This window comes from Flagellimonas oceani (assembly GCF_011068285.1).
GTDB classification, from domain to species: Bacteria; Bacteroidota; Bacteroidia; order Flavobacteriales; family Flavobacteriaceae; genus Flagellimonas; species Flagellimonas oceani.
Genome location: NZ_CP049616.1, coordinates 4,398,060 through 4,413,550, shown reverse-complemented (window position 1 = coordinate 4,413,550; position 15,491 = coordinate 4,398,060). Strand labels below are relative to the sequence as shown.

At 43.3% G+C, this 15,491-nt stretch carries 13 protein-coding genes; 2 read left to right on the top strand and 11 right to left on the bottom strand.

The genetic code is table 11. The features are described 5' to 3' along the window. The first annotated feature begins 27 nt into the window (after positions 1-27). The gene (locus tag GVT53_RS20010) at positions 28-5,010 is read left to right on the top strand and encodes a translocation/assembly module TamB domain-containing protein (protein WP_166250235.1); all 4,983 of its coding nucleotides are present in this window, start codon (positions 28-30) and stop codon (positions 5,008-5,010) included. A gap of 11 nt (positions 5,011-5,021) precedes the next feature. Beyond that, the gene (gene tamL / locus GVT53_RS20005; RefSeq protein ID WP_166250234.1) at positions 5,022-7,346 is read left to right on the top strand and encodes a translocation and assembly module lipoprotein TamL; all 2,325 of its coding nucleotides are present in this window, start codon (positions 5,022-5,024) and stop codon (positions 7,344-7,346) included. Here tamL and GVT53_RS20000 read toward each other — a convergent pair. The 11 genes from GVT53_RS20000 to GVT53_RS19950 form a co-directional block, all read right to left on the bottom strand. Further along, positions 7,343-9,115, bottom strand: coding sequence for a MutS-related protein (locus GVT53_RS20000; protein ID WP_166250233.1), 1,773 nt, complete (start codon positions 9,113-9,115; stop codon positions 7,343-7,345). The two genes, tamL and GVT53_RS20000, sit on opposite strands and share 4 nt — an antisense overlap. A gap of 6 nt (positions 9,116-9,121) precedes the next feature. Then, the gene (locus GVT53_RS19995; RefSeq protein WP_166250232.1) at positions 9,122-9,481 is read right to left on the bottom strand and encodes an MmcQ/YjbR family DNA-binding protein; all 360 of its coding nucleotides are present in this window, start codon (positions 9,479-9,481) and stop codon (positions 9,122-9,124) included. After that, on the bottom strand, positions 9,478-9,882 hold the full coding sequence (locus GVT53_RS19990) for a Dabb family protein (RefSeq protein WP_166250231.1): 405 nt from the start codon (positions 9,880-9,882) through the stop codon (positions 9,478-9,480). The genes GVT53_RS19995 and GVT53_RS19990 overlap by 4 nt, the downstream gene beginning before the upstream one ends. A 1-nt stretch (position 9,883) precedes the next feature. Further along, positions 9,884-10,507: a DUF4230 domain-containing protein gene (locus tag GVT53_RS19985; protein WP_166250230.1), complete on the bottom strand. Its 624-nt coding sequence runs from the start codon at positions 10,505-10,507 to the stop codon at positions 9,884-9,886. 1 nt (position 10,508) lies between these two features. Continuing rightward, positions 10,509-10,859 (bottom strand): DUF4260 domain-containing protein, encoded by a 351-nt coding sequence (locus tag GVT53_RS19980; RefSeq protein WP_166250229.1) that lies wholly within the window; start codon positions 10,857-10,859, stop codon positions 10,509-10,511. Next, positions 10,860-11,612 (bottom strand): cyclase family protein, encoded by a 753-nt coding sequence (locus tag GVT53_RS19975; protein WP_166250228.1) that lies wholly within the window; start codon positions 11,610-11,612, stop codon positions 10,860-10,862. It abuts the gene before it with no gap. An 83-nt stretch (positions 11,613-11,695) separates the two neighbouring features. Continuing rightward, a complete protein-coding gene (gene hemW, locus GVT53_RS19970) occupies positions 11,696-12,826 on the bottom strand; it encodes a radical SAM family heme chaperone HemW (RefSeq protein WP_166250227.1) in 1,131 nt (376 codons plus the stop codon). Between the two features lie 34 nt (positions 12,827-12,860). Beyond that, a complete protein-coding gene (locus tag GVT53_RS19965; RefSeq protein WP_166250226.1) occupies positions 12,861-13,217 on the bottom strand; it encodes a four helix bundle protein in 357 nt (118 codons plus the stop codon). 46 nt (positions 13,218-13,263) lie between these two features. Then, entirely contained in the window at positions 13,264-13,821 is a 558-nt protein-coding gene (gene ruvC, locus GVT53_RS19960; RefSeq protein WP_166250225.1) for a crossover junction endodeoxyribonuclease RuvC, read from the bottom strand. Between the two features lies 1 nt (position 13,822). After that, positions 13,823-14,302, bottom strand: a complete 480-nt coding sequence (locus GVT53_RS19955) for a hypothetical protein (protein ID WP_166250224.1) — start codon at positions 14,300-14,302, stop codon at positions 13,823-13,825. 44 nt (positions 14,303-14,346) lie between these two features. Then, positions 14,347-15,483 (bottom strand): tetratricopeptide repeat protein, encoded by a 1,137-nt coding sequence (locus GVT53_RS19950; protein WP_166250223.1) that lies wholly within the window; start codon positions 15,481-15,483, stop codon positions 14,347-14,349. Positions 15,484-15,491: the final 8 nt, after the last annotated feature.

Here is a 15,491-nt window from a genome sequence, read left to right as displayed (position 1 = left end):
TAGTGCAATCGCTCCAATTTTAGTTGTATGAAAAACAAAAAATGGAACCGGAAAAGAATCCTGAAAATTATTGGGAAAAGTATCCTTGTTCTGTTCATATTGTTTGTTGTATTGGTTTTGGTAATCAGAACGCCTTGGGCACAAAACCGGATTGTTTCGGAAATCACCGATTACGTATCCGGTAAAACCAACACCAAGGTCGAGGTGCAAAAGGTCTTTATCACTTTTTCGGGGAACATCATGGCCCAGGGTATCTATCTGGAAGACAAACAGGGAGATACGTTGCTGTACTCCCAAGAACTGCAATTGGACCTGCCCATATACCCGTTGCTCGTTAAAAATGAACTTTCCATTGATGATGTGGAAGCAACCCGACTGGTCGCCAACATTTCCAGAAACACGGACCCCGAGAGTTTCAATTTTGCTTTTTTGATTGATGCTTTTGCCTCCCCTGATACAACCTCAACCTCCGAGCCCATGTCCATCTCGTTGGGTGATTTTCAGTTGAACGATTGGAAAGTACGTTACCATGATGCCTATCTGGGGACAAAGATCAATGTTTCAATTGGGGAACTGGATATCGAGGTGACCGAATTTGACTTGGAGGAAATGATATTTGGTGTCGATGATTTTGTTTTGAAGAACAGTCAAATTTCTTATGAACAGACACATTCCACACCAACTTCCGATGATACATCGACCTCGACCCCGCCCAAAATTTCCATTGACGGCATACAGTTGGAAGAGGTAACAATGGTTTACAATTCAGAACCGGACGGCATCCGGACAAAAGCCTTATTATCCGAGTTTGATTTGACGGAGCTCGCCGTGGATGTTTCCAAAAACAGCTATAAAACGGACGAGATTGCCCTAAAAAATTCAAACATAAAGTTACATCTGGAACAGACTACCGACACCATAAAAAGCCCTGAACAAACCACATCCTTTCAATGGCCGCAACTGGAACTTCAGTCGAACCAGCTAAGCCTAGAATCGAATACCATCAACTTTTCCAGAAATGCTGCAAAGCAAACCGATACCATTTTTAACCCCGATGCTTTTACAATCAGTCAACTCACGTTTAAATCGAGTGATTTTAGGTACAGACCCGCCAACGTTAAATTAGACTTGGAGGCGTTCAGTTTTAGGGAAAGTAGTGGCATTGCATTGCAACAATTGGACTTTGGGGCAAGCATTTCGGATACAGGGGCCAAAATTTCCGATTTAAATCTTCGATTGAACAATAGCAGCCTCAACGCCAATGTCGACATTAGGTATGCATCCTTGGATGCGGCGTTCAACAACCCCGAAAACAGCAGTTTGCAGTTGGTAGTGTCCCAATTGAACCTAGAACCCTCCGATGCTCAGCTTTTTTCGCCCGAATTACAAAAAAATAGCTATTTGGATTCCTTGGCCACCAATCCCATAACCGGTTATCTTCGGGCAAACGGAAGTTTAAAAAAGGTGGACGATCTTGAATCTGAACTACAATGGGGGCCCTCCACCACCCTTAACCTCAAAGGAACGTTTTCCAACATAACCCAAAGGGAAGCTTTCACTTATAACATGGGTAATTTGGATATAAAATCAACCAAAGAGAACCTTCAAAAGTTTATATCCACAGACAGCCTATCCTTTAAGGTTCCCGAGACCATTAGACTCGCTGGCAGTTTACAAGGGGACTTGGAATCAATGCAAACCAAGGCAATATTGACCATTCCAGAGGGTAGGGTAAATCTGGACGCCTTGGCAGATTTTGGAAATCAGAAGCGGTTTGAAGGCATGATTTCGACCGATAGCCTGCAATTGGGGTCGCTGCTCAAAAACAATCAGCTTGGTGCCGTTTCGGTACAACTTAAAGGTTCCGGCTCGGGGAACGAACTTGCCGATATAGATGCCCGACTAGAGGGCACCGTAGGTCTGCTCCAATTCAAGGAATACAACTACAAGGACATAAATATAAATGGGGAACTGGCCAGTGGAACAGGGAATATTTCGCTTTCGCTAAAAGACGAAAACCTGAATTTAACGGCCAAAACCCTGGTCGATTTTACTTCCAACAGCAACAACATAAGCTTTACATCCAACATTATCGGGGCCGACCTTCGGAAACTTGGTTTCACTAAAAACGACATCAAGATTGCAGGTGATCTTGAAGGTTCTTATCAAGGGAACTCCAACAAATACGCGGTTGAGGCTTCCATCAAAAATGGAATTGCTGTCGCCGATAACAAACAATATCAAATTACGCCCATATTGATAAATGCCCGAGTGGAGGACTCCATTACGGATGCCACGGTAAAAAGTGGCTTTCTTAATGGCGGACTGCATTCCAACGCTTCGTTGAACAGAATCAACACCGCATTAAAAAAGCAGGTGGAAAACTATTTTTCCACTGACAGCACACTTTCCAAAAGTTTAGATGACGTGGAGGCACAGTTGGACTTGGCCCTTGTTCCGACACCTATTATTTCCAAAGTGTTTTTTGACGGGTTTGAAGATGTGGATTCCGTGAACATTGATGCCAAGTTCAATGCAAGAACCAAGCAAATTGCCGGGAAAGTATCCGTTCCCAAGTTTACCTATGCCGGAAGCACCGTGGATAGCCTTGAGGTAAACCTACAGGGAGATTCCACCAATCTCAATTTTTACGCCGGTCTCAAAAATTTTAAGTTGGACCCCGTCCACTTAAAAAAAACCTATATCGAGGGAAACCTACAGAACAAGGAACTGGTGCTGGATTTTAATTCGGTTAACGATACCACCCAAATAATGCATGTATCATCCGAGTTGGTGTTCAAAAAAGATACACTGAGCCTACATATTTCTCCAGAAAACCTGTTGCTGAACAAAAAACCGTGGGAAATCCCCGATGACAATAAAATTGTAATGGCGGATTCCTATACGGAGTTCACAAACCTCAAACTTTCAAGAAACGGTCAAAAACTGGAAGTTTCCACGGCAGTGCCCGAAATGGACAGCGTACATATTGGTATTATTTTCGAAAATTTTCAGCTTCAAACCTTTTTAAGTCTCCTAAACCCCGAACAGGCATTGGCAAAAGGAACCGTACAGGGAAATTTTGTGGTCCTAAATCCCTACAGCGCCTCAGGGTTGGTATCCAAAATGGACATCACGGATTTTCAGTTTATGCAGACCCCGTTGGGCAGTCTCAGCTTAAACGCCTCCTCCAAATCACTTTCGGATTATGATTTTGACCTGGTAGTGAAGGGAGAGGGCGCCGATTTAAGTTTGACAGGGAATTATGTGGCCCAACAACAGGGTGCCGATTTAAACATGGACCTTGACATTCAAAAATTTGAAACCCGTATAGTGCAAGGGTTTCTCAAGGAACAAATATCCGATGCCTCTGGATACATTTCCGGAAGCATGCAGGTCGGTGGCACCACAAGCAATCCTACTTATTCCGGTAGGTTGAGTTTTAACGAGGTTGGAGTTACCCTCTCAGCTTTTAAAACAAAATTGGGAGTGAGCGGTCAAACACTGAGCCTCAATGAAGAAGAGATTGTTTTTGATGATTTCAGTATAAACGACACTGGCAGTGGCACATTGGTACTGGATGGGGCCATTCTTACGGAAGAATTGCTCAATCCGGGGTTCGACCTCATCATCCGAGCTGATAAATTTACGGTGCTCGATTCCAAAAAAGGCGATAACGAACTGGTTTATGGCAAGGCCATTGTGGATACGGATCTGGAGGTGACCGGAAATCTGGAGCTTCCCGTCATCAATGGCAAGATCAACATTGGTAATGCAACCGACCTTACCTATCTAGTTCCCAAGTCCCAGTACGAAATCCAGGAAAGGGAAGGAGTCGTCATTTTTGTGAACCGTAAGAACCCCGATGCCATATTGACGAGAAATACCGGGGAAACGGGCAATTCGGTTTTTGCCGGGATGGACATCAATACTACATTGGAAATCTCGGACAAAGCGGTTTTTAAAGTAGTACTGGATGAGAGGACAGGCGATATGTTGCAGGCTTCCGGAAACGCCACATTGAACTTGAGCCTAAATCGGAATGACAACATTGGGCTGTCCGGTAGGCTGGAACTCAATTCCGGTTTTTACAGAACAAGCCTTTATAACTTGGTAAACCGAAAGTTCACCATAAACGATGGCAGTACCGTGGTGTGGTCCGGGGATCCGTACAACGCTACCTTGGATGTTACGGCCACTTATGAAGTCGAAACCTCTCCAACACCCTTAATGTCATCCATAAGTTATGGACAGGACACAGGGATTTCCGGACAATACCAAAGGCCCGCTACATTTTTGGTCTATTTAATGGTAGGCGGCGAAATTATGTCCCCCGAGATTTCCTTTTCCCTGGACATGCCCGAAAGTGCCCAAGGCAGTTACGGAGGAGGTGTCTACGGTCGCATACAACAGTTGAACGAGCAGGAATCCGAGCTTAACAAACAGGTTTTTTCATTACTGGCCCTGAACCGGTTCTTCCCTACCTCCGGAAGCGACGGAAGCAGTGGTGGTGCCGTTGCATTGGCCCGTGACAATGTAAACAAGGCCCTCTCGGGAGAGCTCAATTCCCTTTCCAACAAAATAATGGGCAATACTGGCTTGGAGCTGGATTTTGATTTGGACAGTTTCCAAGAAAACCAGGGCAATGGATATCAAAATAGAACCCAATTGAACATTAATGCCAGAAAAAAACTGTTTGACGACCGCTTTATCGTTACCGCCGGTAGTGCCGTGGATGTAGAGGGAAGGGCCTCCAGTTCCGACACTTCCACACCCCTTATTGGAAATGTGACCTTGGAATATCTATTGAGCGAGGAAGGCACCTATCGGCTCAAAGGGTTTAGGAGACAGGAATATCAAAATATCATAGACGGGCAATTGATCGTAACCGGACTTGCCTTTATTTTCAATAGGGAATTCAATAAATTCAGTCAATTGTTCAGTCCAATAAAAGCCAAGGCCAAAGAAGAGGAACCATTGGCAAAGGATGCGGACAAGAAAAAACAATAAAAATTATTTTTTTGAAAAACTTTGGTAAAACATATCTAATCTACACTGGTCTGGCGTTTTTTTTATTGCACTCCTGCAGTATAAAAAAATTTATTCCCGAAGGCGAACGCCTCTATACCGGGGCAGAGTTGGCATTGGATACCATCGGGGAAGTAAAAGGCTTGAAAGATGTTAAGTCCGAGTTGACCGATATGATCGAACCCAACCCCAATACCACATTTATCGGAATGAAACCCAGGTTGTATTTTCATTACAAGGCCCAGCGGAAAAAACCCGGCTTCCTTTACAAATTTCTCAATAAATCCTTTGGTGAGGAACCCGTATATTTTTCCGATGTAGATCCGGAGCAGGTGGAAGAGCTCTTATTGAACCGATTGAACAATAATGGCTTTTTTTATAGCCGTACGGGTTCCGAGACCATTTTGGAGGAAAAATTTGCATCGGTAAACTACTCTGCCACTGTACAGGAACCTTACACATTGGAGAATTATGAGGTGGATATGGATACCCTGCCAATATATAAAGCGTTGGAGGAACTCATCAAGGAAACCCCCTTATCAAAGAACAACCGGTTTGATCTAGACCTATTGAAAGCGGAACGGGAACGGTTGGACCACGGCCTTAAACAACAGGGTTACTATAACAGCCATGCCAATCTTCTAATTTTCGAAGCGGATACCAATCAATATAAAAATCGAAAATTTGACCTGTTCCTCCGATTAAAAAAAGAAGTGCCAAAAAAATCGGCCATTCCCTACACCATCGACTCCATTACGGTATATCCGAATTACTCGATCGAGGGAGATACCCTGCCCTTGTCCAAACAAAACCGTACCACGGTCAATGGAACCGATTTTATTCAGAACGAATATTACTTTAAGCCCAAATTACTGGAAACCTATCTATTGCTCAAGGAAGGCGACCTGTACAACGCCAACATTTCTAAAACAACAAGCAGTAGGCTTTCCTCCCTGGGAAGTTATAAGTATGTGAACATACAGTACAGGGAACTGGATACAACGAATACAGATGGGGATGGTGGCTCCCTTGCCGCCGATATTTATCTTGCCCCTTTAACAAAACGGTCGGTGCGGGCCGAGATACAGGCAGTCACCAAATCCAATGGATTTACCGGCCCTGGATTATTATTGTCCTACAACAACAGAAACCTCTTTAAAGGCGGCGAAACCTTGAGTTTATCCACCCATTTCTCTTATGAATCCCAACTTTCATCCGGAAACAATTCCAGTTTGAGCAGTATTTCTTGGGGATTGAAAGGAGATTTGATTTTCCCTAGGTCCATTCCCTTTTCACCAAAAAACTTCAGGTATTCCGTTCCCAAGACAAAAATTTCCGCAGGGGTGGATTTCTTGAATCGAAGCCAACTTTTTACCTTAAGCTCCATAAACGGTTCCTTTGGATATACTTGGAAAGAGAACAGATATGTGTACCATCAGTTAGACCCCATAAACATCAATTACACACGATTGTCCAACGTTACGGATGAATTTCAAGAAATTTTGGACGATAACCCCTTTCTTCGCAGAAGTTTTGACCAACGTTTTATTGCAGGGCTCCTCTACACCTTTACTTATGATGAAATATCCGATCTGGGAAAAGAGTATCCCATATTTTTTTCCACCAATATCGATCTGGCCGGAAATCTTTTAAGTTTGATGGATGGGGGTTCCGGGACCATCCTAGGTTCGGAATATGCCCAATATGCTAAAATGGACGCCGATTTTCGGTTGTATTTGCGTTGGGACAAGGAGCAAACCCTGGTATCTCGAATATATGCCGGATGGGGCATACCTTATGGAAACAGTGAAACGCTGCCGTTTGTAAAACAATTTTTCTCGGGAGGGCCATACAGCGTAAGGGCCTTTAACATAAGGTCGCTAGGGCCGGGAAATTTTAACGTAGACCCCAACGACTCCACCACTGATTTTTTTGACCGCTCGGGAAATCTAAAGTTGGAAGCCAATATTGAATATCGTTTTCCTCTTTTCTCCTTTCTCAAGGGGGCCTTTTTTGTAGATGCGGGAAATGTTTGGCTCACCGGAAATTATGACGATCTGGAAGCCGACCAACAGAACAGTAATTTTTCCAATTCACTTTTTACGGATGGTAGATTTGAGTCCGATTGGTTACAGGAAGTAGGTGCAGGATTTGGTTTTGGACTACGGGTGGACATACAGAACTTTGTTATTCGTTTTGATCTCGCCTCCCCCTTTAGGGTGCCTTACCAACCTAAAAACGACCGATGGAATGTGCCTTTCTTTGGAAATAATGGAAACAAGGCAACCTTAAACTTTGCCATTGGCTATCCTTTCTAATCCTTTATAATGTCCATCTTTCTAAGTAAGAAAGAGGCGTTCATATTCTGGCAGACCCCTTCTTTGAACTTATAATCAAAATAGAGTTCACCGTCCAAGATCTGGGCATCAAAATAGCGGTTTTCCACCTCTGGAAGCTCATCGGCAAGGGTGCACAGGCTCAAATCGTGGGTAGCCACCATCCCCGTGGAACCGTTCCGTACCAATCGCTCCACAAATTTCTTTGAACCTTCGGCCTTGTCCACACTATTGGTTCCCTTCAGTATTTCGTCGAGAATTACAAAACAATCATCTTTTTCCAGCTCTTCCACAATGTATTTTAAGCGTTTGAGCTCCGCGTAAAAATACGAGGTCTCATCCGCCAACGAATCCGAAGAACGCATGCTGGTCAATAACCGCACAGGATTGTACAGCACTTCCTTTCCCATTATGGGCAAGCCCATGTTCGCCATCACGATCTGAAGTCCAACAGCACGTAAAAAAGTACTCTTCCCCGCCATGTTGGCACCGGTAACAATACAAAAACGTCCCTTTTCTATCTCAAAATCGTTTAAAATGTTCTTTCGGGAATCCACCAAAGGGTGTCCTATGTCTTTTCCTTGCATCACGATATTGCCGCCCACTAAATTTGGATAGGTATGTTCCGGATGGTTAAAGGCATAGGTACCAAGTGTAATGTAGGCATCAAACTGGGCAATGGCCGCAAACCAACCTTCCACATCTTGCCCGTGCTTCCCTATCCAAGATTCAATTTGAAAAGCATAATACACACTATATAGACCCAGTCCCTGTGCGAACATTGATATCACCAAGTTGAACTGCTGTTCGAGCATGGTCATACTTTGCGAGAAGCGCTTCAATATTTTAGAGGTCCTTTCTCCCTCGACCACCAATTTTTTTTGAAGTTCTTGCAGCAATTCCGAATTGAACGTATGCTCCTCCAGTTCGGAGATCAATCGTTGGTGCTGTTGGATGGTATCCTGCGCCTCCGATACTTTTGCTGTAAATGCCAAAATTTTCTTTGCGTAGCGACCCACGGCCCCGACACCTAAAAAATACCAAAACAGGATTAAGCTTTCCGGCACCCATCCCCAAAAAGCCATGGCGATCAATATAAGGGATAACGACGCAAAAATAACGGGGACCATCCCGCCCCATTTGGGTATAAAGGATTTGTGGTTTTTCATCCAATAGGAAACCACATCCGGAGAGATCTTGGGCTCGGTCTCACCTGCCAATGCCGAAAAATGTTGTCGCCACTCGGGCAATTGGGCCAACTCTTGAATAGCTGCTTGTTTTTTTGCTATATCCTTTGGATAACCGTCCAATAGAAGGTTAGCGAACACCTCACTTCCCTGCACCAAAGTAGTCCGGTTGGTATATTGATAAAAGGAGCCCCGTCCAAAAACATCCAAATCCTGCGCATACGGATGATCGGGCTTTAAAAACTCCTTTCCATCGGGCAAATGGTGAAACTTACGCGACAAAATATCCAACTCGGTGCCATTGATGACAATGAGCCGTTGCAGATATTCCTTATGCCGCTTAACATTGCTGAACCGAGTGACCAAAAACAAAAACAGCACTATACCGAGGGGCAACAGCACAAAAATGGCCGTAGTCCCCCACAGAAAATAAATCCCGAGCGCCAAAGCCACAAAAACTGATAATCGCAACGTGGCCAACAGCCCCAATTTCTTTTTTACCTGCTGAAGCTCCTGTTGGTGCTTCTCTTGTTGAGAACTAAAAAAACCTTGTAAATCCTGCATTTAAAATCAACCTAAATTTTGTAGCTCTTGTTGAAGTTTTTTGGTTAATCCAGATACGACCAATTCGTAGGAATGGTCTACTAAATCTTTGATCAATTGGGGCGGGAGCTGTTCCAAGAGCAGGGTGTTCCAATGCTTTTTGCTCATGTGGTAGCCCGGAGTGATGGTGCCATCATATTCTTCCCGAAGCGTCTCTGCCCTTTCGGGGTCACATTTTAAATTGCATTGGGGCGGGAGGCGCTCCAAGGGCACTAGGACAAACATTTTGCCCATGACCTTGAACACCAACGTACTTTCATCAAAAGGAAACTCCTCTGTCGCCCCTTTTTTGGAGATACAAATTTCCCTTAACTCCTCAACATTCATTGTTGGATGCCCTGCGAGTCGTAAACGATGACTTTTTCCCAAAGGTCCTCACACTCTTCAATAAATACCTTGTGCGGTGCTTCGTCTTGATAGGCGGCCTGATCTTCGGCGGATTCAAAAGAGAGAATCAGGGAATAGGTGAACGAATCATCCACCACATCGCGAATCGCCTTTGGTGGCTTGCCTATGAATTTGGTCTTTGCATACTCGGAATTGTTCAAAAATTTGGTCAAGGATGCTTCAAAAGTATCCCTGGCCTCTTGACTATCCGGATTTTTGAACCAGAAATATACCACATGGGCAAAAGTGTGATCGAAATTATTGTTCATATCGTTTTTGATTTCTACACAACTGGAGGCCAATACGCCTACCAACAGCAAGGTTATGATTTTTGTTTTCATACTATTCTTCTAAAAATTGTTTTTCTCTATTTGATATTTCCAAGGCGGAATAATCCAACGTCCACCCTATGGTCTCTACGATTTTCTCCACGACCAAAACGGCCTGTAATGCTTCTTTTTTTGCGGTTTCCATCAGTCCGCTTTCTGGTATTTTCTGTTTGATGTGCTCTTTGGCCTCTTGGTTGAGATTGGTTAGATCTGTAGGCGAAAAGCTGTTGAAGATACCATTTTTAATGTCATAAAATTGCAGGTCCGGCTCTATGGACAATACTTCGGGCTCGGGAAAATGGCTTAGAATGATTTTCTTTTTATCATTTTCGGCCCTCATGTCCAGTTTGTTCAAATCGTAGCCGATGTGCGCCTTTGCCTTGATTACGATCAGTGCCTTTTTTTTGCTCCGGAACAGGCTCATAAAACTGTCCTTGGTGTTCTCGTAATGATAGATTTCGGCAAAATCACCTTCAACGGAAACGAGTTTGCAAACACTACGTATCTTGTTGAGGATTACAGTGGACTGCTCTTCGGTGATTTCCTTGTTTCGTTTTTTACGAAACAGCGAATATACCCAATACATCAATATTGCGCCCAAAACCAACCCTAAAACTATATCTACAACTTCACCCATGTTATTTGCCTATTTCACCCAAATGGGTGAACTTGAATCCTTTGTCATATTTTAATCCGTAACCGAACATTCTATCCAAAGCGGAGTGCGAAAATAGGATTACTCCGATCAATTGGCATAAAGGTATGGAAAAGTAAGAGCCTGCTAAATATATTAGCATCGCAATGCCTTTATGGTGGAACAGGTTATAACAAAAAGCCCCTGCCCTGTTTCCGAAAAGGTAGCCCAACATTCCAATATCCGGAGTTAAAATCAATACGAAAAACCACCACCAAGCGTAATCCAACAAAGCAAAAAGATAGATGCCCAACACAAACATCATTAATTCTTCCAACTTGAGTGTCGTTTTCATTTATTGGTCTTCAATTTTAAATAAAACAGGCCTGCTGGGGCTGGCATCATTTTCAAAAGGCGCTACTTGCAAGTTTAAGAAATAAGTACCATCCTCAACCGGGTTGGGCACATAGATAAATTCCGTAATGGTAGCTTTTGTCCTGGGCTTTCCGCCCATGTTCCAAAAGGCCTTGTGCGCCAAAAGCTCGCCCCCGTCCCGCTCCTTATCCACGGACGGAAGGTCGATAAGCAAATGCTCCACTCCTTTTTTTACCATATACTTGGCGGCAGCCTCGGTTAAATATGTTGGATTGGTATCCGAGTATTTTTTAGAGCGCTTGTATCCCAAATTGGGCATCGTCCTAATGACCACCGCCTGTCTTTTTTTGTTGCCCAAAGCGTATTTTATTTGCTTTTCGGAGATGATAAAATCTTCCCCTGCTTGCTCGGGTGCTACGGTAATTACCTCGGCCAAGAAGAAAAATTGCTTCAGTTTTTTGTTGATGGAATTGAACTCCTCGGATATATGCCCCAGACATTCCGTATGCGTTACATGCGAATGTGGGTTGAACCAGATATCGTTGAAATTGGTGGATGCGCCCTCGGACACCTTTCCTATAAAACCATCCTCCTCGTGCGGTGCTATTTTTGGTGGGTCCAAGTACCAGGCGTTCACGTTTTTGTCACCACCTTTTAGCGATATGGAGATATCCAGGGGTTTTGTCAGATCTATTTTATAGTTTCGGGAGTTGTGCTTTATTGTGGCAATCAAATTGGGTTACTTTTTAACTTCCCCGTGTTTTTGGGAAGCAATTCTACTTCATTCATTTCTGCTTTTGCAGAAACGACAATTTACTACTTTAAATTAATCATAAAAAGGTCGGATGCAATTCCATCCGCCAAAAACTTGCCTTTTTTAGTGGTAAGCAATTTTCCATTGGCTATAACCAATAAATCCTGCGCTAGATATTTGGCCGCTTGTTGGTTAAGGTATTTAAGATAATTCTCCCCAAACTCCGATGCAGTCCTATCCAAATCCACACCCCAAATAGTGCGTAGGCCGGTCATCACATATTCGTTGTATCGGTCCGTTGTGGAAAGGATTTCAATTTCGCTAGGCAATTCGCCTTCGTTAATTTTTTTGATATACGTCGGGTTGTTCCGAATGTTCCAGCTGCGCTGTTTACCATCAAAAGAATGAGCCGATGGCCCGACTCCCAAATACCTTTTGCCCAACCAGTAGGCGGTGTTGTTTTTGGAGAAAAAATCAGGTTTTCCAAAATTGGAGATTTCATAGTTCACAAAACCTTCGGCCTCCAACCTATCGACCAGAATGTAAAACTGCTCTTGTGCCTGCTCATCATCGACATCGGGAACAATTCCTATTTCAATGAATTTTTTCAGGGCGGTTCTCGGCTCCACCGTCAATGCATAGCTCGAAATGTGCCGCAGTCCAAAGTCCAACGCCTTTTGGATGTTCGCCCTCCACCGTTCGTTATCCATTCCAGGGATTCCGTAAATCAAATCAATGGTGATGTTATCAAAATACTGCGTAGCTGCTTGGATACATTTCTCCGCTTCGGAAGCATTGTGGGCCCGGTTCATCAACTTTAAATCTTCATCAAAAAAGGATTGAATACCGATACTGAGACGGTTGATCGAACTGTTGGATAGTTGGATTATCCGATTGTTGGATAAATCATCAGGGTTGGCTTCCAAGGTGATTTCCGGACGGTCAATTACTTTGTAATTATCATACACCGCCTGTATCAAAAATTCAATTTCTTCATAGGATAAAACCGATGGGGTCCCTCCGCCAAAATAAATGGTTTCCACTTGATCATCCACCTCCGATTTCCGCAGCTCCAGTTCTTTGGCAATGGCGCTGACCATAACTTCCTTTTTTCCCAGTTGTGTGGAGAAATAAAAATCACAATAATGGCAAGCCTGCTTGCAAAATGGAATGTGGATATAAATTCCAGACATCAATTGTCAATTAGCAATAAACAATTTACAATAATCATTTGGCTCTTTTTGTGGTTTTCAGAATGGAGAACATTATTTTGGATAGCTCGTCCGCTTTCGAAATTAAAGACTTAGCGATTTCCTTTGAAATGTAATCTGAATCTTTTAAAAGAGCCAACCAATATTTTACTTCCAAACTCTCCTTGTACGCTATGGATATTTTTGCCGAAAAATCAGCTGTTGAAATCGCTCCGTTTGCTTCGGAAATATTTGCTCCAATAGAAGTGCCTGATCTTAACATTTGTTTGGACAGCACATATTCTCGTTTTGAAGATACTATGGTCTTATACAATCTAACAGTTTCCAAAGCGAAATCATAAGATTTCTTCATTAAGGGATTTTCTCTTTGCATAAGGTAGGTTTGTTTTGGGTATTGGACATTGTCAATTGTTTATTGTTTATTGCTTTTTAACCTTGTTTGGGTTTTGTTTGATAAAAGCCTCCCAGCCCGTATAGCTTTTTCCGACCTCTACCCTACCCTCGTTGTAGAAATGACACACGGCTGCGGCCAATCCATCGGTACTGTCGAGATTTTTGGGCAAGGATTTCAATTTGAGGACGCTCTGGAGCATTCGGGCTACCTGTTCCTTACTGGCATTTCCATTGCCGGTGATGGCCATTTTTATCTTTTTGGGCATATACTCCGTAATCGGTATCTCTCTGGATAATCCTGCGGCCATCGCCACCCCCTGTGCCCGGCCCAACTTGAGCATCGACTGCACATTTTTGCCGTAAAACGGAGCTTCAATGGCAATTTCATCGGGGTGATAGGTGTCGATGAGCTCCAAGGTACGTTCAAAAATAAGTTTGAGTTTTACATAGGGGTCATCATATTTTCGGAGCATCAACTCGTTCATCTGCACAAAATGCATCTGTTTGTTGATCACCTTGATGATGCCGAAACCCATAACCGTGGTTCCGGGGTCTATCCCCAATATAATTTTCTCTGTAGCCAAATCAGTTGGTATTTAGTACAAGTGGAAGCCTAAATCGCAGACCTACGGGATTTCCTCTTTTTAATGCGGGGGCCACGGTGGTCAGATCGTTTAAGCGTTCGGAGATTTTGGTGTTGAAATCCGAGATTTCGTTGAGTACGGATGTTTTTTCCTCCACGTTCAACACGGAAATAAATCCGTGTTCATCAATCAGGAAATCGATATAGACCGTATCGTTCATATCATTCCTAACCTGAAATTTGAGTCCCGCCAGAGCTTCGGAAAAATATTCGGTGATCACGTTTTGAAAACATTCCTGCTGGGCATCCTTGGGCGCCGTTTCGTCGCAATCATCAAATAGGGGGTATTGGTCCACATCGTTCCAATCGATGGCCAAAAGTTCCTCATTCACCAATTTCTGGGTTTTGTCCTCCTTGGACTCGAACAGCTCGCAAGACACGAACAATCCCATAAAAATGATCAATAAAACATACTTCTGCATGACAGCCCCTAGAATTTGGCTGAAATTACGACATTTTGTAGAAATCAGTTACCGGCAAAATGGATTTCCTCCTTTATTTCTGAAATACGGTTTTGGACCCGTTCCTTGAGCCAAGGCACTGCTTCAGTGTACATCTCGAGGAACTTTTCATAATAATTTAAGCGTGTTTTGGGAGCTTTATAGTATTCGTCGGCCAAAATACAGACTTGGTAATAGTTGTAATAATCGTCCTTGTTCTCTTCCCAAGCTTTTACATAGTAATCCATCGATTTTTTCGTCTGTCCCTTGAGTCGAGCTATGCGGCCAAGGTCTGCATATTCTCGTGGAAAGGAAGTCATTCGCTCCTCAATGGATTTTTCGATATAGTATTGTGCACTGTCCAACTCCTTTTCATCAAAATACACTTCGCCCAATCCCGAATAGGCAGCAGCCTGTTTATCTGGAAATTTGCTCAATTCACGATAGGTTTCCAAGGCTTTTTCCGGTTCCCAGTTACGGAAGTAACAAAAGGCCAGTTTCTCGTAGACAAAAGCCTCCTTCTCCTCCAATTCCAACAATCGTTCAAAATGTGGAATGGCGAGTTGGAATTGTCCATTGTTGTAAAAAGCCAACGCTTTTAAGTTGATCATGGCCACATCATCTTCATAAAATTGAAGGCCTTTATCGATATAAACCAAGGCAGAATCCTTTATTTCCTGGCCTACATAATATTTGCCCAAGGCGTATAGACTACGCAAATGGGTACTGTCCATTTCCACGGCCATCTTGAAAGCCTTATTGGCTTTATCCGCTTTTTTGAAAGATTCATAAGTTCTTCCCAAATAATAGAAATACTCAGGGTTTTCTTGTTTTGAAGAAGCCAAGGTTTTGAATGCTTCCAACGCAGGCTCATACTTTTTAGTTTTCAAAAGCAACTTGCCCAACTCGAATCGTGCCAGTTCAAATTTAGGGTTTTGGTCCACAATGGTCGTGTATTGGGTAATGGCCTTGTTATAATTGCCAATGGCATTGTAAGCTCGCGCTATTTGTAGATTTGATTTCTCGTCCCCAACCTTTGCATATGCATTGATGGCCGAGGTATAATTCCCCAGCGCATACAGACTATCTGCAACGGACAAAGCCGATGTTTGTGCACCGGCTTTAAAAAGCATAAATACAAAGAGAACAAATATCTTTTTCAAATTATAGG

Bases quoted from the DNA above. Each gene is read 5' to 3' on its own strand.
- GVT53_RS19980 (WP_166250229.1), bottom strand. From the start codon at position 10,859: ATGAAAACGACACTCAAGTTGGAAGAATTAATGATGTTTGTGTTGGGC.
- GVT53_RS20010 (WP_166250235.1), top strand. From the start codon at position 28: ATGAAAAACAAAAAATGGAACCGGAAAAGAATCCTGAAAATTATTGGG.
- GVT53_RS19965 (WP_166250226.1), bottom strand. From the start codon at position 13,217: ATGCAAAGAGAAAATCCCTTAATGAAGAAATCTTATGATTTCGCTTTG.
- GVT53_RS19985 (WP_166250230.1), bottom strand. From the start codon at position 10,507: ATGGGTGAAGTTGTAGATATAGTTTTAGGGTTGGTTTTGGGCGCAATA.
- GVT53_RS19990 (WP_166250231.1), bottom strand. From the start codon at position 9,882: ATGAAAACAAAAATCATAACCTTGCTGTTGGTAGGCGTATTGGCCTCC.
- hemW (WP_166250227.1), bottom strand. From the start codon at position 12,826: ATGTCTGGAATTTATATCCACATTCCATTTTGCAAGCAGGCTTGCCAT.
- GVT53_RS19955 (WP_166250224.1), bottom strand. From the start codon at position 14,302: ATGCAGAAGTATGTTTTATTGATCATTTTTATGGGATTGTTCGTGTCT.
- GVT53_RS19995 (WP_166250232.1), bottom strand. From the start codon at position 9,481: ATGAATGTTGAGGAGTTAAGGGAAATTTGTATCTCCAAAAAAGGGGCG.
- GVT53_RS20000 (WP_166250233.1), bottom strand. From the start codon at position 9,115: ATGCAGGATTTACAAGGTTTTTTTAGTTCTCAACAAGAGAAGCACCAA.